The following is a 19,672-nucleotide window of genomic DNA, read 5'->3' as shown; positions in this document are numbered from 1 at the left end:
TTACTTCGACCCGCCCGGTTTGAATTCCATGCCGATTTGTTTTCTGAGTTCTTTCAAATTTTTAGGACAATTCTTATCTTTGGAATGACCTAACACCGCGTAGATTGTCTGAAGTGATTTTTTTCCTTTGACCTTGATCGGTTTTAACTTTTCGACTACGAAAATTCCTTTTACCTTTTCGTAGGAATTTCCTGTGATCAAAATATCGGCGCCGAAAACTTTTGTCAAAGACTCCACTCTCGAGGCGAGGTTCACCGTATCGCCGATGACCGTATATTCCAATCGGTCTTCCGATCCGATCTGTCCCGCGATGACTTCTCCGGTGTTGATTCCGATCCCGATAAAAATTTTCGGTTTTTTATCGGTTCCCCGATTCTTATTAAATTGAATCAGACTCTTCCGCATATCGAGAGCGGATTGAATCGCTTTTTCAGTATCGAATTCCGTATGTCCCAATTCTCCCCAAACGGCCATGATCGCGTCGCCTATGTATTTGTTGACGCTTCCTCCGTTTGTGTTGATACATTTTACCATCGCCGTGAAGTATTGGTTTAAAAATTCGACGACGAGTTCCGGTTCGATCTTCTCGGAAAGGGAAGTGAAGTTTCGGATATCGGAAAAAAGAATCACACATTCTCTTTTGTCTCCTCCGAGTTTTACTTCTCCTTTGAGAACCATCTCAGCGATATCTTTGTTTACGAATTTTCCGAATGCGTCCTTCATCTTGTCTCGATCGGAAAGCCCCTTTCCCATCTCGACAAAGGAGGTCGTTAGTTTTCCGATTTCGTCTCCGGACTCCGCCTCAAGCGTAAGCTGGAAATTCCCTTTTTCGATTTCTTTGGATGCGTCTACGAGTTTAAGAATCGGCCTTGTCAATCTTCTCGAATAAAAGAATACGAATAAAATCGAAACGTTTACTACGACGAACATAAGATAAAGATTTCTTTTTTGAATGTTATAAACTTCTTCAAAGGCTTTTTTTTCCGACGTACTGGAGATCACACCAAGTCCTGCGTATCCGATTCTTCTAAAAGAACCCAAGTAGTATTGATCGTCTTTGCCCTTGTATCGGGTTTGCCCGTTGCTGATCGAACTTTCCAAAAGATTTTTTACGATCGGATCATCGACTAAGGTGGTCGGTTTTAGAATGAGTTTTGGATCGGAGTGGGCGATCAGTTTTCCGTCGGCGCCTACGAGAAAAAACTGAGTGATCCCGGAAGTTTTGAAAGAATCCAGAATAGAATCCATCTTTACAAGGGAAACGATCACAGCTGAATTGACCCCGTCTCCCAAAGCCACGGAAAGAAATAAAACGGGTTTTTGAAAATCCGGGGAGACGTTGTAAACAACCGGTTTTCCAATCTGGGCCTTTTTCTGGCCGTTTAGATATTTTCGAACGATCTTGTCCGCGTCTTCTCCGGAAATTTTATACTCTTTGAGGGAAGTTTCGCTCGCGATCCTTTTTACCCCGTTGTAGTCTCCGTTTTCTTTTCTGAAAATTTTCAGATAAAAGATATCGTCCTCGCTTTCCAAAATATTGTTTGTTTCTTCGGAGCCGGCGACCGATCTCGCGAGGAGTAAGGAGCGTTTTGTAAGAGAGGAGATATCGGATCTTACTTTTTGACTGATCACATCCGTAAGTTTTAAGTTGTTTTCTTTGATCCGAACTTCGTTGTCCGATTTGAAAAAGTAGGTAGCAAGAGCGATGATCACTCCCAAGGAAACTAAGATGATGAAAGAAATGATCACCATCAGTTTCTGACGAATGTTCCAATTGTATAGATTGAGAAATGAATTCATAACGTTTCCGTTCGCATTTTGTCGGTTAATAAATTGAGTCTATCTCATTCAGCCAAACTTATAAAACAACACTAATTTAGGGATTCCCTTAAAATGATCGGAATTTGGGCTTTCGGAATCGAGTAAATAACTACTTAGGACTAAGATTTGCGTCTTATAAAATAAGCAGCATTTGAAGATGCGATATGGATCGACGGAATGTTCCGATTTTTTTTTGTGTTCCGCACAATGAAAGAAAGGATTCTAAAAACGGCCTTCCCAAATTCTTATTAGAATCGAATTCGATCTACTTTTCGGTCACTTTACGGGTTTTTGAACCCAAAATCCAATCTGAGAATTGAAGTTGCCGACCGGTCGTGGAAATAACTTTTTTTTGGAATTGGGGTGAAATTTACTCTGGAATGAAATTCCAATTTATCGGAACGTCACTCGCGCTTGCCGGTTAAAAAAGGAACGGATCGCATTCCGGACGCTTCAAAATGGTTTTTTAAACGTTCAATTTTGCCTGATCGCCAGTCGTTGTTTTTGAAGCTCCCGCTCCTGAACGCTCTATCAGAACCTTACCGCAAGTGGACTGAACCTTGATAAGAATCTGTCGTAACAACGACAATCCGTAAAAAGTCGCGCGCCCCGCCCGATTTTCGGGTGGAGGGGTGGGTGGTGGAAAACTCCGAGCGACTTTTCTCTATCAGAAAATCACCCTTTTTACAAGTAGAATTCTGCCTTCGAATTTGTAGGAACTCCTACAAAAATTCTTACTGGGACCCTTGTTGATTCCAAATCGCTTTTAAACTTGTGTGTAAAGTTATGGCTCTTTATAAATCGCAATTCAAAGCGCAGATTCTTGCCAGAGTCCGTTGTTTTTGATGAGTTCCACGAGTTTTTCGTCTGCGATTTCGCTCGGAACGTTTTTCATCACGATTTCCTTTCCACGATAGAGATGAACTTTGCCCGGACCGGCGCCGACGTAACCGAAATCGGCGTCCGCCATTTCCCCCGGTCCGTTGACGATACAACCCATCACCGCGATTTTTACACCTTTGAGATGTCCCGTTCTGGCTTTGATTCTCGCGGTCGTTTCCTGGAGATCGAAAAGGGTTCTTCCGCAGGAGGGACAGGAAATATATTCGGTCTTTGTTAAACGAAGTCTGGTTCCCTGCAAAAGGTCGTAGGAAAGTTGAAAAATTTCTTCGAGGTCGTCTTTGCCGGATGTTTGAATTCGGATCAGATCCCCGATCCCGTCGATCAAAAGACCTCCGATCCCGATCGCAGAATCGTAAAGAGCGGAATCCGAGTCCGCGAACTTCCCGTGGAGAAGAATCGGAAATTCAAAATGGCTCAGAATCGTTCCGAGTTTTCTGTAGTCATAGAGGATTTCCTTCGTTTCCAGGGAGAAAATAACGTTTTGGATTCCCATTTCGGCTAACGTTTCGGGAAGTCCTTTGAGAGATTCGATTCTTTCCGCGGTCGTATGAATTTCAGTATAAAGTCCGGCGGCTTGTCTGTCTTTTAGAAAGGAGAGCATCTTTTCTCCGTCCTGAAATTGCAGGAACGGATCAAAAACAACCTTGGAAAAACGTCTGAGTTCCTTTTGAAGTTTTTCGTTCAGAGAAATATTTTTCCCTAAAAAAATTCCAACTGGAATCGAAAGCGCTTTTGCCGCTTCGGAAATTTCTTCCAGTTGTTGCGGTTCCGGAGAATCCACGACGACACTTTCCGGTTCCAAAGAAAGAGATTTTCCGTATTGATAGAGTTTGGCGACGTTCGCCAAAAAGGAATTGGAATTCTCAAAAGGAAGGATCGTCTCCACACGGACCGGATGATTGTCGCCCGCTTCGAAAGTTCCGATCTGGATCGGACTACTATAAAATCTTTGATACGAAAATGGATTGCGAAATTCCGAATATCCTTTCGACTTCGGATCCTGCGTTATTCTCCCATTGAATTTATCTGCTAAAAGTTTTGCAACCGGCACTTCCAGAACCGGATCTTCCGTCAAAGAAACCCGGATCGTATCTCCGAGTCCGTCTTCCAAAAGGGAACCGATTCCGATCGCGGATTTGATTCTACCGTCTTTTCCGTCTCCGGCCTCGGTGACTCCGAGGTGAAGAGGGTAGTCCATACGGAGTTCTCCGAATCGGGAAGCAAGCATTCGATAGGCTTGGACCATCACCTGCGGATTCGAGGCTTTCATACTTACAATAATATCATAATAATTTAAACTTTCTGCGATTCTTATGAACTCGATCGCGGACTCCACCATTCCCTGCGGAGTGTCTCCGTAACGGTTCATGATCCGATCGGAAAGAGAACCGTGATTGGTTCCGATTCTCATAGCGACCCCGAGCTCCTTACAACGAAATACGAGAGGGGAGAATATTTCCGAAATTCTCTCCAACTCTTCGTCGTATTGAGAATCCGTATAATCGCGAACCGCGAACTTCTTTTTATCTGCGAAATTTCCCGGATTGATTCTTACCTTTTCCACATATTCAACCGCTTTCATCGCGACGCTCGGCGTAAAGTGAATGTCGGCGACGAGAGGAACGCGGCTTCCCGCTTGTTTGAGTTCGTTTCGAATGTTGACAAGATTGTCGGCGTCGGCTTGAGAAGGAACGGTGAGTCTTACGATCTCACATCCGGCGCGTTCCAGTTCGAGAATTTGTTTTACGGAAGCCTTTGTGTCGGTCGTGTCGCTGTTGATCATCGACTGAATTCGAATCGGATTTTCCGCGCCGACTCCCACATCTCCGATCTTTACTTCTCTCGTTTTTCTTCTCTGATAACCAAAAGGGGTATGATTGTATCTAAAGTTCATGCGGTATAGAATTTCCGACTTTTTCTCGGATTTCCTCTCTTTTAAAGACAGTCTTCCCGAGAATTCCCGCCCCGTCATTCTCGATTTTTTATAAGAATGAGGACTCTATTTTTTACTTCCGGATTTGATTCGGGCTATCGGGGCTCCGATATATACAAACACAGCTCCGGAAATAAATTGAACATGGATTTTCCTTCTTTGCAACCCAATGAGACTTACAGAATTCGGGTCACCGTTGCGATCTATCGCGGTAATATTCTGTCTTATAAAAACGACGTCATCATTCCATCCGAATATTCTCGTAGAACCGAGGCGAGGGCTCATATTCAAAAAGAGCTAAACGAACGTCTTTTACATTCCAACTTTTTTCGTTCCCCCAGACCGGACTACGACTTGGTGCGTTATACGGAAGAGGCAACTTGTAATACATTCTTACGTTATAGAATTCTTTCTCTGAAATCGGGAGAGAGTTTAATCAAGGAAAGAATCTAGGGAGCTTCGGGTTATCGCATTATGATTCGAGGACAGCTCTCTGAAACGAATCGTTTTTGGTTTATCCAAAAAATAAAAGCGGCGAAATCGTCTAAATTCCAGGGAAATTGAAAGTAATATAACATTGATACTATCTGCTATCAGAATAGTATCAATGTTATACGCTATCGGAAGATTCCTACTAAATGATTCGATCCAATTCTATTCTTGGGTTTAGTATCCACAGCTGGATGATGCTGTGCAACTGGAATAGGAATTCCAGCAGGTTGTTGAGTTAGAGCAAGAATACGGATTTCCTGCCGTGCAGCCTGCGGAAATTCCTACTGTATTGCAAGTCAAGTTGCCTGCCACATGTACGTTTACATCGATCGTTTTTGTCAAAGTAATTGAAGAACCGTTATTCGGTTTGAACACAACGGAAAGTGAAACCGCTGTAGGTCCGCCTGCTGCGGTCGGAGTTCCGTTAATGAGACCCGTAGTAGAGTTAATACCGAGTCCTGCGGGAAGATTCGCTGCTGTATAATTACTAAACTGACAATTTCGATTTCCGCTAATTGCCTCAGATGAAATAAATGAATTTGAAGAAGGACTTGGAGCCGTAAATCGAATCATTCCTGCCTCGGACTTGAGGGAAGAACCAACCTGTGCGGTCAGGGCAGAATTTGATATCGTTACATCCGTCGGACAGGGGGCAGAGTTTGTCGAACCGGAAGATATTCCTGCAAGCAACAACAAATCTGTCATTGAATTTCCGGTGACAGTGCCCGCCTCTTTTGTTTCGTCTTCACAAGATGTGATAAAGAGTCCCATAATTAGCAAAATCGTTAAAGTTTTTTTCATTTTTTTACCTCTGAAGTTTGGAAGGGACTCGACTCATCGGAAATATTCTATATATATGTGGTCACTTTAAAACCATCTGTGATTTTTGTAAAATAAATAAATCACAAATTTAAAAAATAGCGCCACATAAATTACTGAAAGTCTTTTTGTTTTCTGTTCGACATGGATCGGATTTTTTCCTAAGGTCGAGAGAGTTTGATCAAGGAAAGAATCTGATTCTCCTTTGAAGAATTCAGTTCTCTTCCGCATTTGCGCGATCGTTGCACCTCTGTTTGGCGACGACAGTGATAGTCTTCATATTTCTCGTCGCGCTTCCGGAATGTTGCCCTTGGGCTTATTAATTTACGCAGTCCCTCTGAGTCTTTTGGAAACCTTTCTCGGATCGATTCTTGTTAGCAGACTTTCTAAAGTATAAGTACTGTTAGACGGTCGTCGTCCCAAAGGATGGACTTTTGGAATTCGTTCCCGATTTAGAGAGCGAGCGGTTATTTTGATTTCAATGGAAACGATCGCCTTCTATGAAAGAATCTCTTGATTCTTTGAAATTATATTGGCAACTTAACTCTATTAAACGGGAGACGTTATGAAAAAATATCTGCTTTTGTCCATCGGTTTTGAAAAGCCGACTCAGGAAATCATGGAAGCATGGGGAAATTGGTTTTCGTCGATAAAAGACAAAATAGTCGATGCCGGCGGACATTTTTCAAAAGGAAGAGAAATTACTCATAACGGAACCATACAATTACCTTTGGATTTAAACGCAATCACCGGATATATTATAGTCAATGCGGATAGTATTGATGAAGCGGAAGAAATAGCGTTAAAATGTCCGATCATTACTAGTTTAAAAGTATTCGAGATCATGTCTTCTGGCGGTTAAACACAATTCAGAACAAAACGAATTGGAGTCTTATCCAAATCAAAAAAATAGGAACTCGCACAGAAGATTAGAATTTTATAAAATGAAATTCCTTCTCGAATCGTAAAATTTTTTTGATAAATTTTATCCGTTCTGATTCTTATATGCGAATCCGATGAAGAATCCGGCAACGGTAAATTGAATCAAGTGAAATACTGCCTGCACCAAAAACCAAATTCCAACCGAGTGAATTTCCATCTTTGCCGCATTTGCTATCGTAGAAACCGAATATAAGAAAACACCCATTATTAAACCGAATTGGATTCCTCGAACGATCGAATTCCCTTTTGTATTGTAGAAGGGAAACAAATAAGCTAAAACGATACCCTGGATCAGCATAGATCCGAATCCCAAGGGAATGATCGGGTCTTTTCGACTGTATATTCCGAAAGAATCATATAACTCGCTAAAAAAGATAAAATGCCAAGATGCGCCGAGTAGGAAGGTGGGAATCAAATAACCTAATACCGCATATGTAAATTTTTTCATGGACGTATCCTTTCGAAATGATGAAGGATTCTAACACAGATTTGGCGGATAAAAACAAAATATTGGATACGGAATTGATTCACCGATTGTTTTAGTACGGAGCAAGGGTAGAATTCAATGGCATCTGGAAGTTCCGAGAACGCGCCGTTTCGAAGGATTCAAAACCTTTTCCTTTAGAATAAGGCCGGGTTTTGTCAGATTCTTCGTTCGAAGTTTTTATTTCCTGCGTTTCTCGGAGCGGCTCTCGTAAAACGATTGAGTTGAGATCGCGTTATACCATCATTGAATAAAAGGAATCCGTAATGAATTCCGTGTCCAAATCTGAGACGGTTCTTTTTTGAATTCTCATTGATAAACTAAAAAGTCCGGACCCTTTAGAATGAACCGAATCGAAGCTGTCTATCATCATTCTTTATACGCCGCGGGTGAACACCTCGATATTCGGATCGACGGTGAAATTCTTGCATCGCTTTTAAATCGAAAATTTCCGAAACTGCAATTGGACGGTTTGGTTCCAACTTTGTCCAATTGGCTTTCCGATGAGGAGGAAAGAAAAATCGTCTGGCAAAGAATTCTTCCTTCCGTCGGAGAATCCGTCGTCGCACCGATCCTGATGTGCCCGGACGATTGCGATTTCTTTTGCACTTTGATTTTGGCGGAAATCGAAAGACGGGATGATTTAATTTTTTGGAAACGTTTCGGTTTGGACGAATCCGACTTTGACATATCCTGCCTGTCGCATATCGGAAGTAAGGTGAATTGGTTTACGGGTTTGGAAGAATATCGATTCCCGATCAAGGACTACGTCTCATTCTTAAACCGATTCGAACAGGAATTATAGAGGACGGATTTCAATTTTAAAAAAGTCGATTTGCAAAGCCAAAGCCGTCCTTTTTTCTTTCTTTCAAGCCGAACGTTATGGAAATATTTTATTGATCTTGATTGCTGTTTGTTTGTTTGTTTGTTTGTTTGTTTCATTCTTAAAGATAAAAAAAATCAGGATGCGGCTTGGCCGCGGGGTTTGCGAAAGGACTCCGGGGGTTTCGATCCGATTGCTGAGTATTTCCGATTTTTCAGAGATGGCAACGGAGGATTTCCGATCATTCGCCGGTAAATCCGGGTCGGTCTTAAATTCTTCGTAAGGGTTTTGTGCGATCCAAACGAAAAGGAAGTTTCGAAAGAAATTGCCGTAACGAGGGAACAAGAGCCCTTTCTAAGAATCCAAACGGCTTTTGCCGGATTTTCGGATCCAAGTTTTTTTCTTTTCATTCTCTTTTTTACGAGTTGTTTCAGAATCGATCGGACGGTTCGATCTTTCGAAATGTCTTGAATTCCTGAAAACGAAAGGAAAACTGGCGAAGGTTTGCCAATAACCGCAGCTTCGGACCGGTTCGAAAGAAACGATCGGAAGGTAGAATGAGAAACCTTGAAGGTTTCGGAAAGATAGAATCGTATGACAGGAACTGATAAGAAAATTATTGAACAAAATTCTCACGGTGAATACGAACTCACCGCGTATGGAGAATTTTTGAGTTATTTTCATACTCACATTCAGTTGTTCAACGGGCTGATCTCCGGAAAAAAAATCCCTCCTACGGACCAGGAAGTCCTCAAACAAAAAGTCCGTTCTTATATCGTAAACAACATTCAAAAAACGGAACAGTTCTTCGACCATTTGCCGAAATTTGCCGAATATCTCGGAGTTTCACAAACCGAACTTTCCGCGTTCATGAATAAGAATTTCATGAACACTCATACCGGAATCAAAAACAAACTCATAGAACAAGAGAAGTCTAACGCCGGTAAGCCGAGAAAGAAAAAATACGCGCGTATCTCCGAAGAAATTGTGGAAACGTTCGGAACCTTGGTTCCTCCCGGAAAACGTTTTATCGGATTGGAAGGTTACGTAGTTCTTCGAGACGACGCGACCGGAAAGGACATAGAACCTTCGGCTTCTTCTTTTGGAGAGGCTCCGAAAGCGGACGCGCCCGGCGCGCCAAAAAGACCGGTTGCGCCTCCACCACCTTTGAAGAAGGGGCCCGAAACTTTGATTCTCACCGAAATCGTCGAAAAGTTCGGCTCCGATTTTTCCGGCAAACCTCTGGTCCTTCAAAAGGAAGAATTGGACGAAGACGATTCTCCCGCACCGGTTTCAGTTCCAGGCGGAGACGAATTGTTAAGCGACGTGGAAGACCTTCAATTCGGAGGTTTTGAAGAACCTTCTTTTATCGAAGAAGACGAACCGATGGAAGTCTCCGAACCTCCCGTGATCATTCCGTTTTCCAAATATATGGAAAGTATAAACCGCGTTCGTCAGTTTCAGAAAGACGGACAAGCGGACGCTTATAAGAAGTGGGTGATGACTCTTCCGCCGGAACTCAGTTCTCTCGTTCAACTTCATACCTACGTTTTGAAAGAGATGAAAAACGAACCCGTGGATTGGAACTCGATTCTTTCTTCGATCTCATCCCGTATCGGACTCAAAGAATCCAGACTCTGGAAAGTTTTAGAACTCACTCGAACGTTCGCCGATCTCAGAGCCGGACTCGAAAGATCGTTTGTCGCCTCGCGCACTTCCGGACCGGGAATGGAAGAACTCGTTAAAAAAGCGTGGCCTCATATTCTCAAACTTTTTGAAGAATATCCGGACACGACTTCTCTTCGTCAGAAGATGGACCAACTCTTTACAAGAATCCCGGATGCGACTCAGAGAAAAAAACTCACCGATCTTTTTCTTCCGATCGTTCAGAAACTCTAAAACTTTTTTTCAGCTCTTCTTTCTCTCCCGCTTCTTGATCGGGATCAATGACCTCTTTGTACCGTCTGCTTAAAGTTCGAGCAGTTTGTACCGAAGCAAAGGATTCTTTTTTCATTCTTCCAAATAAATTCGGTCTAAGAGTTGGCGTTCCTTTTTTTTTGGTTCTGGATTGTCTCGCGGATTCGTGTTATCATCGTGTTGAAACGGGAGGAATTTTATTTCAAACCTATCTTTTAAAAGAATGTTTTCAATTTACGCAACTCTCAATTTACTGGCTTGTAACTGGGGAATTTTGCTGAAATTTCAGCCATAGGCGTGCCCGACGCTTGTTTGTAAACCAGGGAATTAGGATCACGAGGGATTTCGGCAGATGAATGAAGTAAAAGAACAACTAAAACTCCAAAATTATCTAGAAGAAAACGGCCTTTATGAAAAGTCGTTCGAACATGATAACTGCGGGGTAGGATTTGTCGCCTCCTTTCAAGGAGAGAGCAGTCACAGAATCGTATCGATGGGTCTCAAGGCGGTTGCTTGTTTGACACACAGAGGGGCTGTGGATGCGGATATGGTGACCGGCGACGGAGCCGGAATCATGATTCAGATTCCTAAGAAGTTGTTCGCGACGTATATCGAAGACATGGGTCATCGCAGACCCGAAGAAGACTCCATCGGAGTCGGAATGATCTTTCTGCCGAGAGAAGATATCGATAAACAGGATATGTGCCGCAGTCTCATCGAGTCTGCGCTCATGGAGTTTAACTTTAAACTTTATGCATGGAGATACGTTCCCGTAAATCCGGAAGTTCTCGGACCAAAGGCCAATCAATCCAGACCTCAGATCGAACAAGTTCTCATCGGAAAACCGGAAGGTATGTCCGCCGAAGACTTCGAAACAAAATTATTCTTAATCCAAAAAAAACTGATGAGAGACGCGGATCGTCTTTCCCTCGCGGGAGATTTATATATCTGTTCTCTTTCTTCCGAAAGAATCGTCTTCAAAGGGTTGTTCAACGGAAATCAGGTTTCTCAGTTTTACGAAGATCTCAATTCGGAAGAAATGGTTTCTCCGTATTGTATCTTTCACCAGAGATATTCCACAAACACGTTTCCTTCCTGGGCTCTTGCTCAACCTTTTAGAATTCTCGCTCACAACGGAGAAATCAACACGATCGTTGGGAATAGAATCTGGATGCTCGCTCGTGAGGAAGAACTCGAGTGTAAAAAATGGGGAGAATATCAAAAAGAAATTCACCCGATCATCCGTCCTCACATGAGCGACTCCGCAAGTTTGGACAATGCGATGGAAGCCATCGTTCGTTCCGGAAAGGACGTTCTTCAGGCGAAAGCGATGCTCGTTCCGAACGCGTGGTCCAAAAACCTCACGATGTCCGAAGAGTTGAAAAGTTTTTACGAATATAATAATACTTTAATAGAACCTTGGGACGGTCCCGCCGCACTCGCTTTCGCGGAAGGCGACTGGATCGGAGGCGCGTTGGATAGAAACGGTCTTCGCCCGGCTCGTTACGTGATCACCGAAGACGGACTTTTGATCATGGGATCCGAAGCCGGACTCGTGCAAGTAGACGAGGAGATCATCACGAAAAAGGGACGTCTCGGTCCCGGTGAAATGATCGGGATCAACCTCAAAGAGAAAAAACTCTATCACAACGAAGACATCAACGCACTCTTCGAAAAACGTTACGACTACAGAGAATGGTCCAAAGAAAACGTAACCTATCTCAATCAGGATCTGGATTCTTCCATGAAGGATACGATCACCTACAAAGGCGACGATCTCAAAAGAAGACAGGTCTTGTTTGCGTATTCTCCGTTTAAACAAAAATCGGTGATCAAACCGCAGGCAAGTCTTGGAAAAGAAGCGATCAGTTCGATGGGAGACGATACTCCATTGTCGATTCTGATGCTTTCCAGGATCGGACTTTATACGTATTTCCGTCAGAGATTCGCGCAGGTAACCAATCCTCCGATCGACTATATCCGTGAAAAAGGTGTGACCTCTCTTTACACTCGTCTTGTCAAAAAGATGAATCTGTTCGGAGACGAAAAACCTCAGAACTGTCTTGTTCTTTCCCATCCTTATCTCACGAATTTGGATTTGAAAAGAATCCGCGAGATGGACGGAAAACCTTACAAAATTCTTACGTTAGACGCTACCTTTGAAGCTCACGTGGAATCGAATACGGTTTTTAATTACTTGGAAAAAGCTCTGGATACACTTTTGGAATCCGCGCTCCAAGCGGCGAAATCCGGCGCAAACATCTTAGTTCTTTCCGACAAAAAACTTTCGAAAGAAAGAGCTCCGATTCCGATGGAATTGGCGGTGGCCGCCGTTCACAACCATTTGATCCGCAACAAAACCCGTTCCGCGGTTTCGATTCTTGTGGAAACCGGATCCGCATTCGAAATTCATAATGTGGCCGTGTTGCTCGGTTATGGAGCTTCCGGTGTAAACAGTTATCTAATCTGGGACACGTTATTCGACATTTGGGAAAAGGGAGAATTCGATTCCGAAGAAGGAACTCGCCCCGAGTTTCATACGATCTGCGGAAACTACCGTTACGGAGTGGACGACGGTCTTCTGAAGATCATGTCTAAGATGGGAATTTCGATTCTTTCCTCCTATGTGGGCGGTCAGGTTTTCGAGGCCATCGGTCTTTCGAGAACTCTCGTTTCCAAATACTTTCCGGGCACTTATTCCAGAATTTCGGGAATCGGTCTGGGCGGTATCGAACAGAATATTCTTAGAAACCACGAACAAGCGTTTTACAAAGAACTCAATCCTGAAGATTTTATCTCGGAAAAAGACGATCAGCCGCACCGTTGGTCACCGAGAGTCGTTAAGTTTTTGAGAAAGGCCGCGGTCGACAACGACTACGAAGCTTTCAAAGAAGCTACAAAAATTCTCAAAGAAAGCGATCCGATCAATATCCGAGATCTTTTTGATTTTGTCGCAAGAAAACCGATCCCGATCGAAGAAGTGGAAACAGTTACCGAAATTCAAAAACGTTTCTTAACTCCGGGAATGTCTCACGGCGCCTTGTCGATAGAAGCCCATACGGATCTTGCGATCGCCATGAACCGGTTAGGCGCTAAGTCTTCTTCCGGAGAAGGTGGGGAACATCCTTCCCGTTACGTCGTGAATGAAAACGGAGATCTCGCAAATTCTTCCATCAAGCAGATCGCGTCCGGAAGATTCGGAGTTACTTCGGAATATCTGAATTCCGCGACCGAGATCGAAATCAAAATCGCTCAGGGTGCTAAACCGGGCGAGGGCGGACAACTTCCGGGCAAGAAGAATAACGAGGAGATCGCGACCAACCGTCACACTCCGATGGGAATCGATTTGATTTCTCCTCCGCCTCACCACGATATCTATTCGATCGAGGATTTATCTCAGCTCATCTACGACTTGAAGATGGCGAATCACAAGGCGCAGGTTTCCGTAAAACTCGTTTCCGAAGCGGGTGTGGGAACGATCGCGGCCGGAGTTGCAAAAGCAAACGCGGACGTGATTTTGATTTCCGGACACGTGGGTGGAACGGGAGCGGCTCCGATCACTTCGATCAAATATGCGGGTTCACCTTGGGAACTCGGTCTTTCCGAAACACATCAAGTTTTAGTAATGAACGGTCTGCGTGATCGTGTCGTCTTAAGAACGGACGGAGGAATCGTTTCCGGAAGAGACGTGATCATCGCCGCTTGTTTGGGTGCGGAAGAATACGGAGTGGGAACCGCGTCGTTAGTTGCGCTTGGCTGTATCATGGCGAGAAAATGCCACTTGAACAACTGTCCGACAGGAATCGCGACTCAGGACATCAAGTTCCGCGCAAAATACAAAGGATCTCCGGATCAACTCGTGAATCTTTTCACCTGTTTGGCGCTGGAAGTCAGAGAATATCTCGCGGAATTGGGATTTAGATCCATCGACGAAGTTATCGGAAGAACGGACCTCTTAAAACAAATCACACGTTATGATAGAGATCGTTTGGATTCACTCGATCTCAATCCGATCCTAGTTCGTCTGCCTCTGTTCTACGATCCTGCAAAACAGAAAAAAGACAGATCCGTTCGCAAAGAACCGATCGGAGAAGTATTGGACGATCGTATCATCAAGGACGCGGAAAAAGCGTTGGAAGGAAAATCTTCCATGGCTCTTTCTTATCTCGTGCGTAACACGAACCGAACCGTGGGTGCGAAGATCTCCGGTTTGATCGCGAGAAAATACGGATCCAAAGGACTTCCCGGAAAACTGGAAATCATTCTTGAAGGAACGGCGGGACAATCTTTGGGAGCGTGGCTCGTCAAAGGTGTTCAGATCACTCTTTCCGGAGACGCGAACGACTATGTCGGCAAGGGTCTTTGTGGCGGTGTGATCGTCGTGAAAAAACATCGCAAGTCCAAACTCAAAGCGTATGACAATACGATTCTTGGAAACACCTGTCTCTACGGTGCGACTTCCGGAAAACTTTTCTGTTCGGGGAGAGCGGGAGAACGTTTTGGAGTTCGTAACTCCGGAGCGGAAGCCGTGGTCGGCGGAGCGGGGGATCACTTTCTCGAATACATGACCAGCGGAACGATCGTCTGTCTCGGAAGCGTGGGTAAGAATATGGGAGCCGGTATGACCGGGGGTAGCGCGTATTTTTTCCAAAATGGCTGGGACATTCAGCCTCTTTTGAACAAAGAATACGTAAAGACCGTGGATCTGGAGCAAGGCGACTATGAGATCATCAAAAATCTGATCGGCGAACATTCCAAACTCACCGGATCCGATCTTTCGGAAGGAATTCTGAAAGACTTTGAAGGAAATAAAAAATATTTCGTGAAGGTTGTTCCGAAATAACAAAAGTAGAAGAAGAATTCTTTTGGAAGGTTGTTTTAACGGACGTTAGGCGATTTTCCGGAAGGGTTCCGCTTTTTTTCGAATAGAATCTTCTCATTGAAGAATTTTCTAAGAAGTCCGCGAGACGGGTTTCTTTTCCGGAAAAATACAATGTTAAGAATACACATAGCACTCGCTTTTTTTGCCACGATTCTCCTTTTTGCGGTCGTAAATCGGCAACAGAAAAAGGAAATCAATCCGGTGGATTTTAAGTTTCCGGAAGCGGAAGACTCAATTTTAGATCCGGTTTCCGGAATTAAAATCCCCGTTACAAAATTCTCCTTTGCCGATCTCAAAAAAAAGGCGAGAAGTATGGCGCACGGACGTTATGTGAAACCGCAGTTTGTTTCGACACATTTTCTGAAGGGATTGAGCTGGGAACAATATAAGAACATCCGATTTAAACCGGAAGCCTCCCTTTGGAAAAAGGAAGGAAATCCTTTTCAGGTTCAATTCTTCCATCCCGGGCATCTTTACAATACTAACGTCGCGATTCACGAAGTCCGATCCGATTTCGCGAGGGAGATTCCTTACGACGGCGGTTACTTTGATCTTTCCAAATTGAAAATTTCCGGAGAGATTCCGCGGAATTTGGGATACTCGGGTTTTAAAATCCACTATCCTCTCAACACCGAGGAACACACCGACGAGTTTACTGTCTTTCAAGGTGCGAGTTATTATAGAATGGTTTCTAAAAAACAAGTCTACGGTCTTTCCGCGCGAGGGATCGCGATCAACACCGGAATGCCTTATCCTGAGGATTTTCCGGGTTTTACCCACTTTTGGATCGTTCATCCGGACAAAACGGATTCCACCATTTTCGTATATGCATTGTTAGACGGTAAGACGGCTACTGGAGCCTATGAATTTCAGATCAGTCCCGGAAAGGTTTCTTCGGTTCACGTAAACGCAGAAGTCACCTTACGGACCAAAGTCGATCGGTTCGGAATCGCTCCTCTGACTTCGATGTATTGGTATTCCGAAACAAAAGGAATTCCGGAGGGTCAAGTCTATCCCGAGTCCCACGATTCGGACGGACTTATGATGGAATCCGGAAAGGGAGATTGGATCTGGAGACCGTTGGACAATCCGAGGAGATCCACGATTTATAGTTTCGTGGACGAAAACCCGAGAGCGTTCGGCTTGATACAAAGGGATCGGAACTTTGCGTCTTACCAAGACAATACGATGAAATATCATCTTCGCCCTTCTGCTTGGGTCGAACCCGAAGGAAACTGGGGAAAGGGAAGCGTTCAGTTATTGGTGAACCCTACGATCCAGGATTCGGACGACAACGTGGGGGCATTTTGGGTTCCGGCTAACGTTCCACAACCTTTGGAGCCGTATGAATTCAGCTACACAATACGCTGGTTAAACGAAGATCCTCTACCGGACGCGCTCGCAAAAACGGTTTCTACGAGAATCGCACCCGTTCCGGGAGAATCCGATATGCGCGTTTTTTACGTCGACTTTTCAAACGAAAAATTAAAGGGAATGGATCCGTCCACCTATCTTCAGGCGGCGATCGATACCGGAGAAAATGCGGAATTAACGGATTATAATATTCAAAAAATTGAAGAAACCGGCGTTTGGAGACTGACCTTTCGAGTCGTTCAAAAGAATAAAAATAAACCGGCGGAACTCAAAGCGGTTCTTAAAAAAAATCAGGAAGACCTCAGCGAAATCTGGACGTTCACTCTTGAATCCACGATCTGAAAACAAAACGAAATCCCCTGAAAACTCGGAAGCTCTTTCCAGAGTTTATGTAAAAGTAGAATTGTATTGTATCGCCTCCGGGATCGTAGATCCGATTGAACTCCACGAAAAACTCGGTAGGTTTCTGCATCTTTTGGAAAACCGGAAATCGAGTCCGGAAAAAAAAGACGAGTTCGAATCGGATGCGATGAAATTATTTTTAGAATCGGGAATTTTAGGATCTCAAAAAAATAAGTCCCTTCAACTTCCCGAGCTGGAACCGTCGCGTATGATTCCGAATCCCGTAGACTTTGGCCCCCTCGGAGTTCTCGCAGAACCCAAAGAACGATTGGAGCCGATTCCGATGATTCTCTCCGTCGTCTTTTGGGGAACCGTTTATACTTTCCTATTGTACGGACTTTTGCGGTGAGACAAAAAGAAAGAGAGACCGCGGGATTTTTGATAGATTCCAAAACTCTTACATATCGACGTTTGAGTTTCGGAGGTCTCGTTTTTTTCTTCGTTATTATCGGTGTTTTTTTAGAAGTTCAGTTTCTTTCTTTTCAGTCCATCAGTCCGTTCGAATGGGCCACTCTTCTTTTATTTTGCGTTTTGTTTCCGATCATTTCCTTCGGGGCGGCGACCGCGTTGATCGGATTTGTTCAAAAAATAAGGGGCGGCGACCCGCTTCGTATTTCTAGAATATTAGAAGAATCTGATGTTATAGAAAATGAAAATCCTCCGGTCGCGGTGGTGATGCCGATTCACTGCGAGGACGTTTCTCGTATTTTTGCGGGAGTCGAGTTGATGCTAAAGGATATCGAAGAGAACGGCCTTTCCCAAACTGTGGATTTTTTTATTCTTTCCGACACGTCCGATCCGAATCTTTGGGCGCAGGAGGAAAAGGCTTTTTCCATTTTGAGTCAGAAGGTGGAGAATAAGGATCGGATCTATTATCGAAAACGCAGACTCAACCTGAACAAAAAATCAGGAAACATAGCCGACTTCTGCAGAAGATGGGGAAAACGATACAAATACATGATCATCCTGGACGCCGACAGTATCGTGACGGGAGAATGTATGAAAAATCTGATCCGCCTTATGGAAAAAATTCCGGATGCCGGAATCATTCAGACTGTCCCGGAAGTGATTCGAGCCCGTTCCATCTTTCAACGGCTTTCCGCATTTGCGGCTTGGGTCGGTAATCCGGTGTTTGGCGCCGGTTCTTTTTTCTGGCAGCTTCGATCGGGTCCGTTCTGGGGTCACAACGCGATCATTCGTTTACAGCCGTTTATGAAATATTGCGGTCTTCCGGGTTTACCGGGGGAGAGCGCTATCGGCGGAAAAATTTTGAGTCACGATACGATCGAAGCTGCGTTGTTTCGAAAAGCGGGTTATAGCGTTTGGTTTGCGAGCGATCTCAAAGGTTCTTATGAAGAGGCGCCGCCTAACGTGCTCGAGGCGTTGAAACGGGATAATCGTTGGTGTCAGGGAAATCTTCAGCATTTTTGGTTTTTGTTCGGAGGCAAACTTCGTTTTTCAAGCCGTCTACAGATTCTACTAGGAATCTTTTCTTACTTCAGTTCTCCGCTTTGGGCTCTACTTCTGGTCTCTTCCTCTTTGACGACGATCGAAGACGTCGACTTTTTTCGTTTGGCGTTGTTGCCCGAAGACTGGATCGCTTTTCGAGACGATCTTTATCTTCCGGTCGCTTATACTTTGCAGGGATACACGTTGTTGGTTCTTTTTCTACCCAGGATCGTTTCCTTTTTGGAAGTGGTTTTCTTTCGAAGGAAGGAATGGAGAGGAAACGTTTACTCCTGGTCGTTTTCCTTTTTCCTGGAATTTTTTCATTCAGTTTTGATGGCTCCGGTGTATATGGTTCAGTACAGCCGATTTATTCTTCTTACATTCTTAAATCGTAAAATAGAATGGGGGCCTCAAAATAGAAACGCCTCTTCCGGGTTGGATTTACAAGCCCTTGCTTATACGGTTTTACCCGCGTCCTTTTACGGTATAGGAATCGGATCCTGGATGTTCTTTACTTATCCGATTCTTTTTTTCTGGTTTTTACCTCTTCTTGCAGGTTGGATTTTCGCATATCCGCTCGCGGTGTTGACTTCCTACAGTCCGAAAGGAAAAAAAAGAATTTCGATTTTATCAAACCCTCCCGAAGTCGGTGAAGAAAAATTATTGACCCGTTTAGGATTGTTGGAACAAAACTACGCGGAGAGTTTGGGTTCCGTCGAGAATCATCACGGAATTTTTTGGTTGATAGCGGATCCGTCTCTCAACGGATTTCATCTTTCGAGATTGAGAAAAAGAAAAAAAGAGACACCCGGAAGAAAACAATATCTACAGGATCTTAGAGATCGAATCAAAAAAGAAGGTCCTAATTCTTTTAAGAATCAGGAACTACTGAGAATTCTCTGGGACTACGATTCCGTTCACGAACTTCATTTGTGGTTTTGGACGGCAAACCTAGATCCTATCTCACCCTGGTGGAATTTGACCTTTGCGGATTATCAGAAGGAAATTTTGTTAAGCGAAGTCAAACTTTCCTTTTCGAAAAAGAATAAAACCTTGTTTTAAGAATTCAGTCAAACGTTCAATCCTTCTTTACGATTCAGAAATGTCCGAACTTTCATACCGTTTCAAAAAGGATAAGTCTATGAAATTACCGTTTTGTTTTCTTTTGTTTACCCTGTGTTCCTTTTTAACGATCGAAGGATCTCCTTTACGATCAGGAGATTTTGAAGGAGTTTATAGGATCGGAAATCAGGATTGTCGGGTGAAACCTATCAAAATGGCGTTCGAGGTTTTTTGTAAACGGACGAAAACCAATGAAGTTTATTTTTACCGAGGAGAAGAGAATAAAAATAGAATATTCCAGACTGATCATGGAGATTCTTCCTCTCGGTTCGTTTTTGAAGACGATTCTCTGAAAACGGGGATCTTTAT

General features: G+C 43.8%; 13 protein-coding genes. 8 read left to right on the top strand and 5 right to left on the bottom strand.

The annotated features are described in order from the left end of the window. Positions 1–1,800 carry an adenylate/guanylate cyclase domain-containing protein gene (locus tag JWG44_RS08440; RefSeq protein ID WP_205274512.1) on the bottom strand — a complete coding sequence of 600 codons (1,800 nt, stop codon included), beginning with the start codon at positions 1,798–1,800 and terminating at the stop codon, positions 1–3. An 829-nt stretch (positions 1,801–2,629) separates the two neighbouring features. After that, positions 2,630–4,618: a (E)-4-hydroxy-3-methylbut-2-enyl-diphosphate synthase gene (ispG, locus tag JWG44_RS08435; RefSeq protein WP_205274511.1), complete on the bottom strand. Its 1,989-nt coding sequence runs from the start codon at positions 4,616–4,618 to the stop codon at positions 2,630–2,632. A 258-nt stretch (positions 4,619–4,876) separates the two neighbouring features. Here ispG and JWG44_RS08430 point away from each other — a divergent pair, with 258 nt between their 5' ends. Continuing rightward, complete coding sequence (locus tag JWG44_RS08430; RefSeq protein ID WP_205274528.1) at positions 4,877–5,110, top strand: hypothetical protein; 234 nt, start codon at positions 4,877–4,879, stop codon at positions 5,108–5,110. A 213-nt stretch (positions 5,111–5,323) separates the two neighbouring features. Here JWG44_RS08430 and JWG44_RS08425 read toward each other — a convergent pair whose 3' ends face one another. Continuing rightward, positions 5,324–5,950: a putative Ig domain-containing protein gene (locus JWG44_RS08425; RefSeq protein WP_205274510.1), complete on the bottom strand. Its 627-nt coding sequence runs from the start codon at positions 5,948–5,950 to the stop codon at positions 5,324–5,326. A 583-nt stretch (positions 5,951–6,533) separates the two neighbouring features. On the opposite strand from JWG44_RS08425, the gene JWG44_RS08420 reads away from it, so the two are divergent. Next, positions 6,534–6,830: a YciI family protein gene (locus JWG44_RS08420; protein ID WP_205274509.1), complete on the top strand. Its 297-nt coding sequence runs from the start codon at positions 6,534–6,536 to the stop codon at positions 6,828–6,830. A gap of 123 nt (positions 6,831–6,953) precedes the next feature. Here JWG44_RS08420 and JWG44_RS08415 read toward each other — a convergent pair whose 3' ends face one another. Then, positions 6,954–7,358 (bottom strand): DUF1761 domain-containing protein, encoded by a 405-nt coding sequence (locus JWG44_RS08415; RefSeq protein WP_205274508.1) that lies wholly within the window; start codon positions 7,356–7,358, stop codon positions 6,954–6,956. A gap of 379 nt (positions 7,359–7,737) precedes the next feature. On the opposite strand from JWG44_RS08415, the gene JWG44_RS08410 reads away from it, so the two are divergent. Both JWG44_RS08410 and JWG44_RS08405 read left to right on the top strand, forming a co-directional pair. Continuing rightward, entirely contained in the window at positions 7,738–8,199 is a 462-nt protein-coding gene (locus JWG44_RS08410; RefSeq protein ID WP_205274507.1) for a hypothetical protein, read from the top strand. A 612-nt stretch (positions 8,200–8,811) separates the two neighbouring features. Further along, the gene (locus tag JWG44_RS08405; RefSeq protein ID WP_205274506.1) at positions 8,812–10,116 is read left to right on the top strand and encodes a hypothetical protein; all 1,305 of its coding nucleotides are present in this window, start codon (positions 8,812–8,814) and stop codon (positions 10,114–10,116) included. Here the strand turns inward: JWG44_RS08405 and JWG44_RS08400 are convergent. Then, positions 10,079–10,231 carry a hypothetical protein gene (locus tag JWG44_RS08400; RefSeq protein WP_205274505.1) on the bottom strand — a complete coding sequence of 51 codons (153 nt, stop codon included), beginning with the start codon at positions 10,229–10,231 and terminating at the stop codon, positions 10,079–10,081. The genes JWG44_RS08405 and JWG44_RS08400 overlap by 38 nt on opposite strands. A 255-nt stretch (positions 10,232–10,486) precedes the next feature. Here JWG44_RS08400 and gltB point away from each other — a divergent pair, with 255 nt between their 5' ends. The 4 genes from gltB to mdoH all read left to right on the top strand — a co-directional run bounded on the left by gltB (position 10,487) and on the right by mdoH (position 19,303). Beyond that, positions 10,487–14,977 carry a glutamate synthase large subunit gene (gene gltB, locus JWG44_RS08395; protein WP_205274504.1) on the top strand — a complete coding sequence of 1,497 codons (4,491 nt, stop codon included), beginning with the start codon at positions 10,487–10,489 and terminating at the stop codon, positions 14,975–14,977. 150 nt (positions 14,978–15,127) lie between these two features. Beyond that, the gene (locus JWG44_RS08390) at positions 15,128–16,732 is read left to right on the top strand and encodes a glucan biosynthesis protein (RefSeq protein WP_205274503.1); all 1,605 of its coding nucleotides are present in this window, start codon (positions 15,128–15,130) and stop codon (positions 16,730–16,732) included. Beyond that, positions 16,716–17,141, top strand: a complete 426-nt coding sequence (locus JWG44_RS08385; RefSeq protein WP_205274502.1) for a hypothetical protein — start codon at positions 16,716–16,718, stop codon at positions 17,139–17,141. Before JWG44_RS08390 ends, JWG44_RS08385 begins: the two co-directional genes overlap by 17 nt. After that, positions 17,138–19,303: a glucans biosynthesis glucosyltransferase MdoH gene (gene mdoH, locus JWG44_RS08380; protein ID WP_205274501.1), complete on the top strand. Its 2,166-nt coding sequence runs from the start codon at positions 17,138–17,140 to the stop codon at positions 19,301–19,303. Before JWG44_RS08385 ends, mdoH begins: the two co-directional genes overlap by 4 nt. Positions 19,304–19,672: the final 369 nt, after the last annotated feature.

The sequence above is a fragment of the Leptospira ainazelensis genome (assembly GCF_016918785.1).
Lineage (GTDB): Bacteria > Spirochaetota > Leptospiria > Leptospirales > Leptospiraceae > Leptospira > Leptospira ainazelensis.
This window is presented reverse-complemented; position numbering and strand designations above follow the sequence as displayed.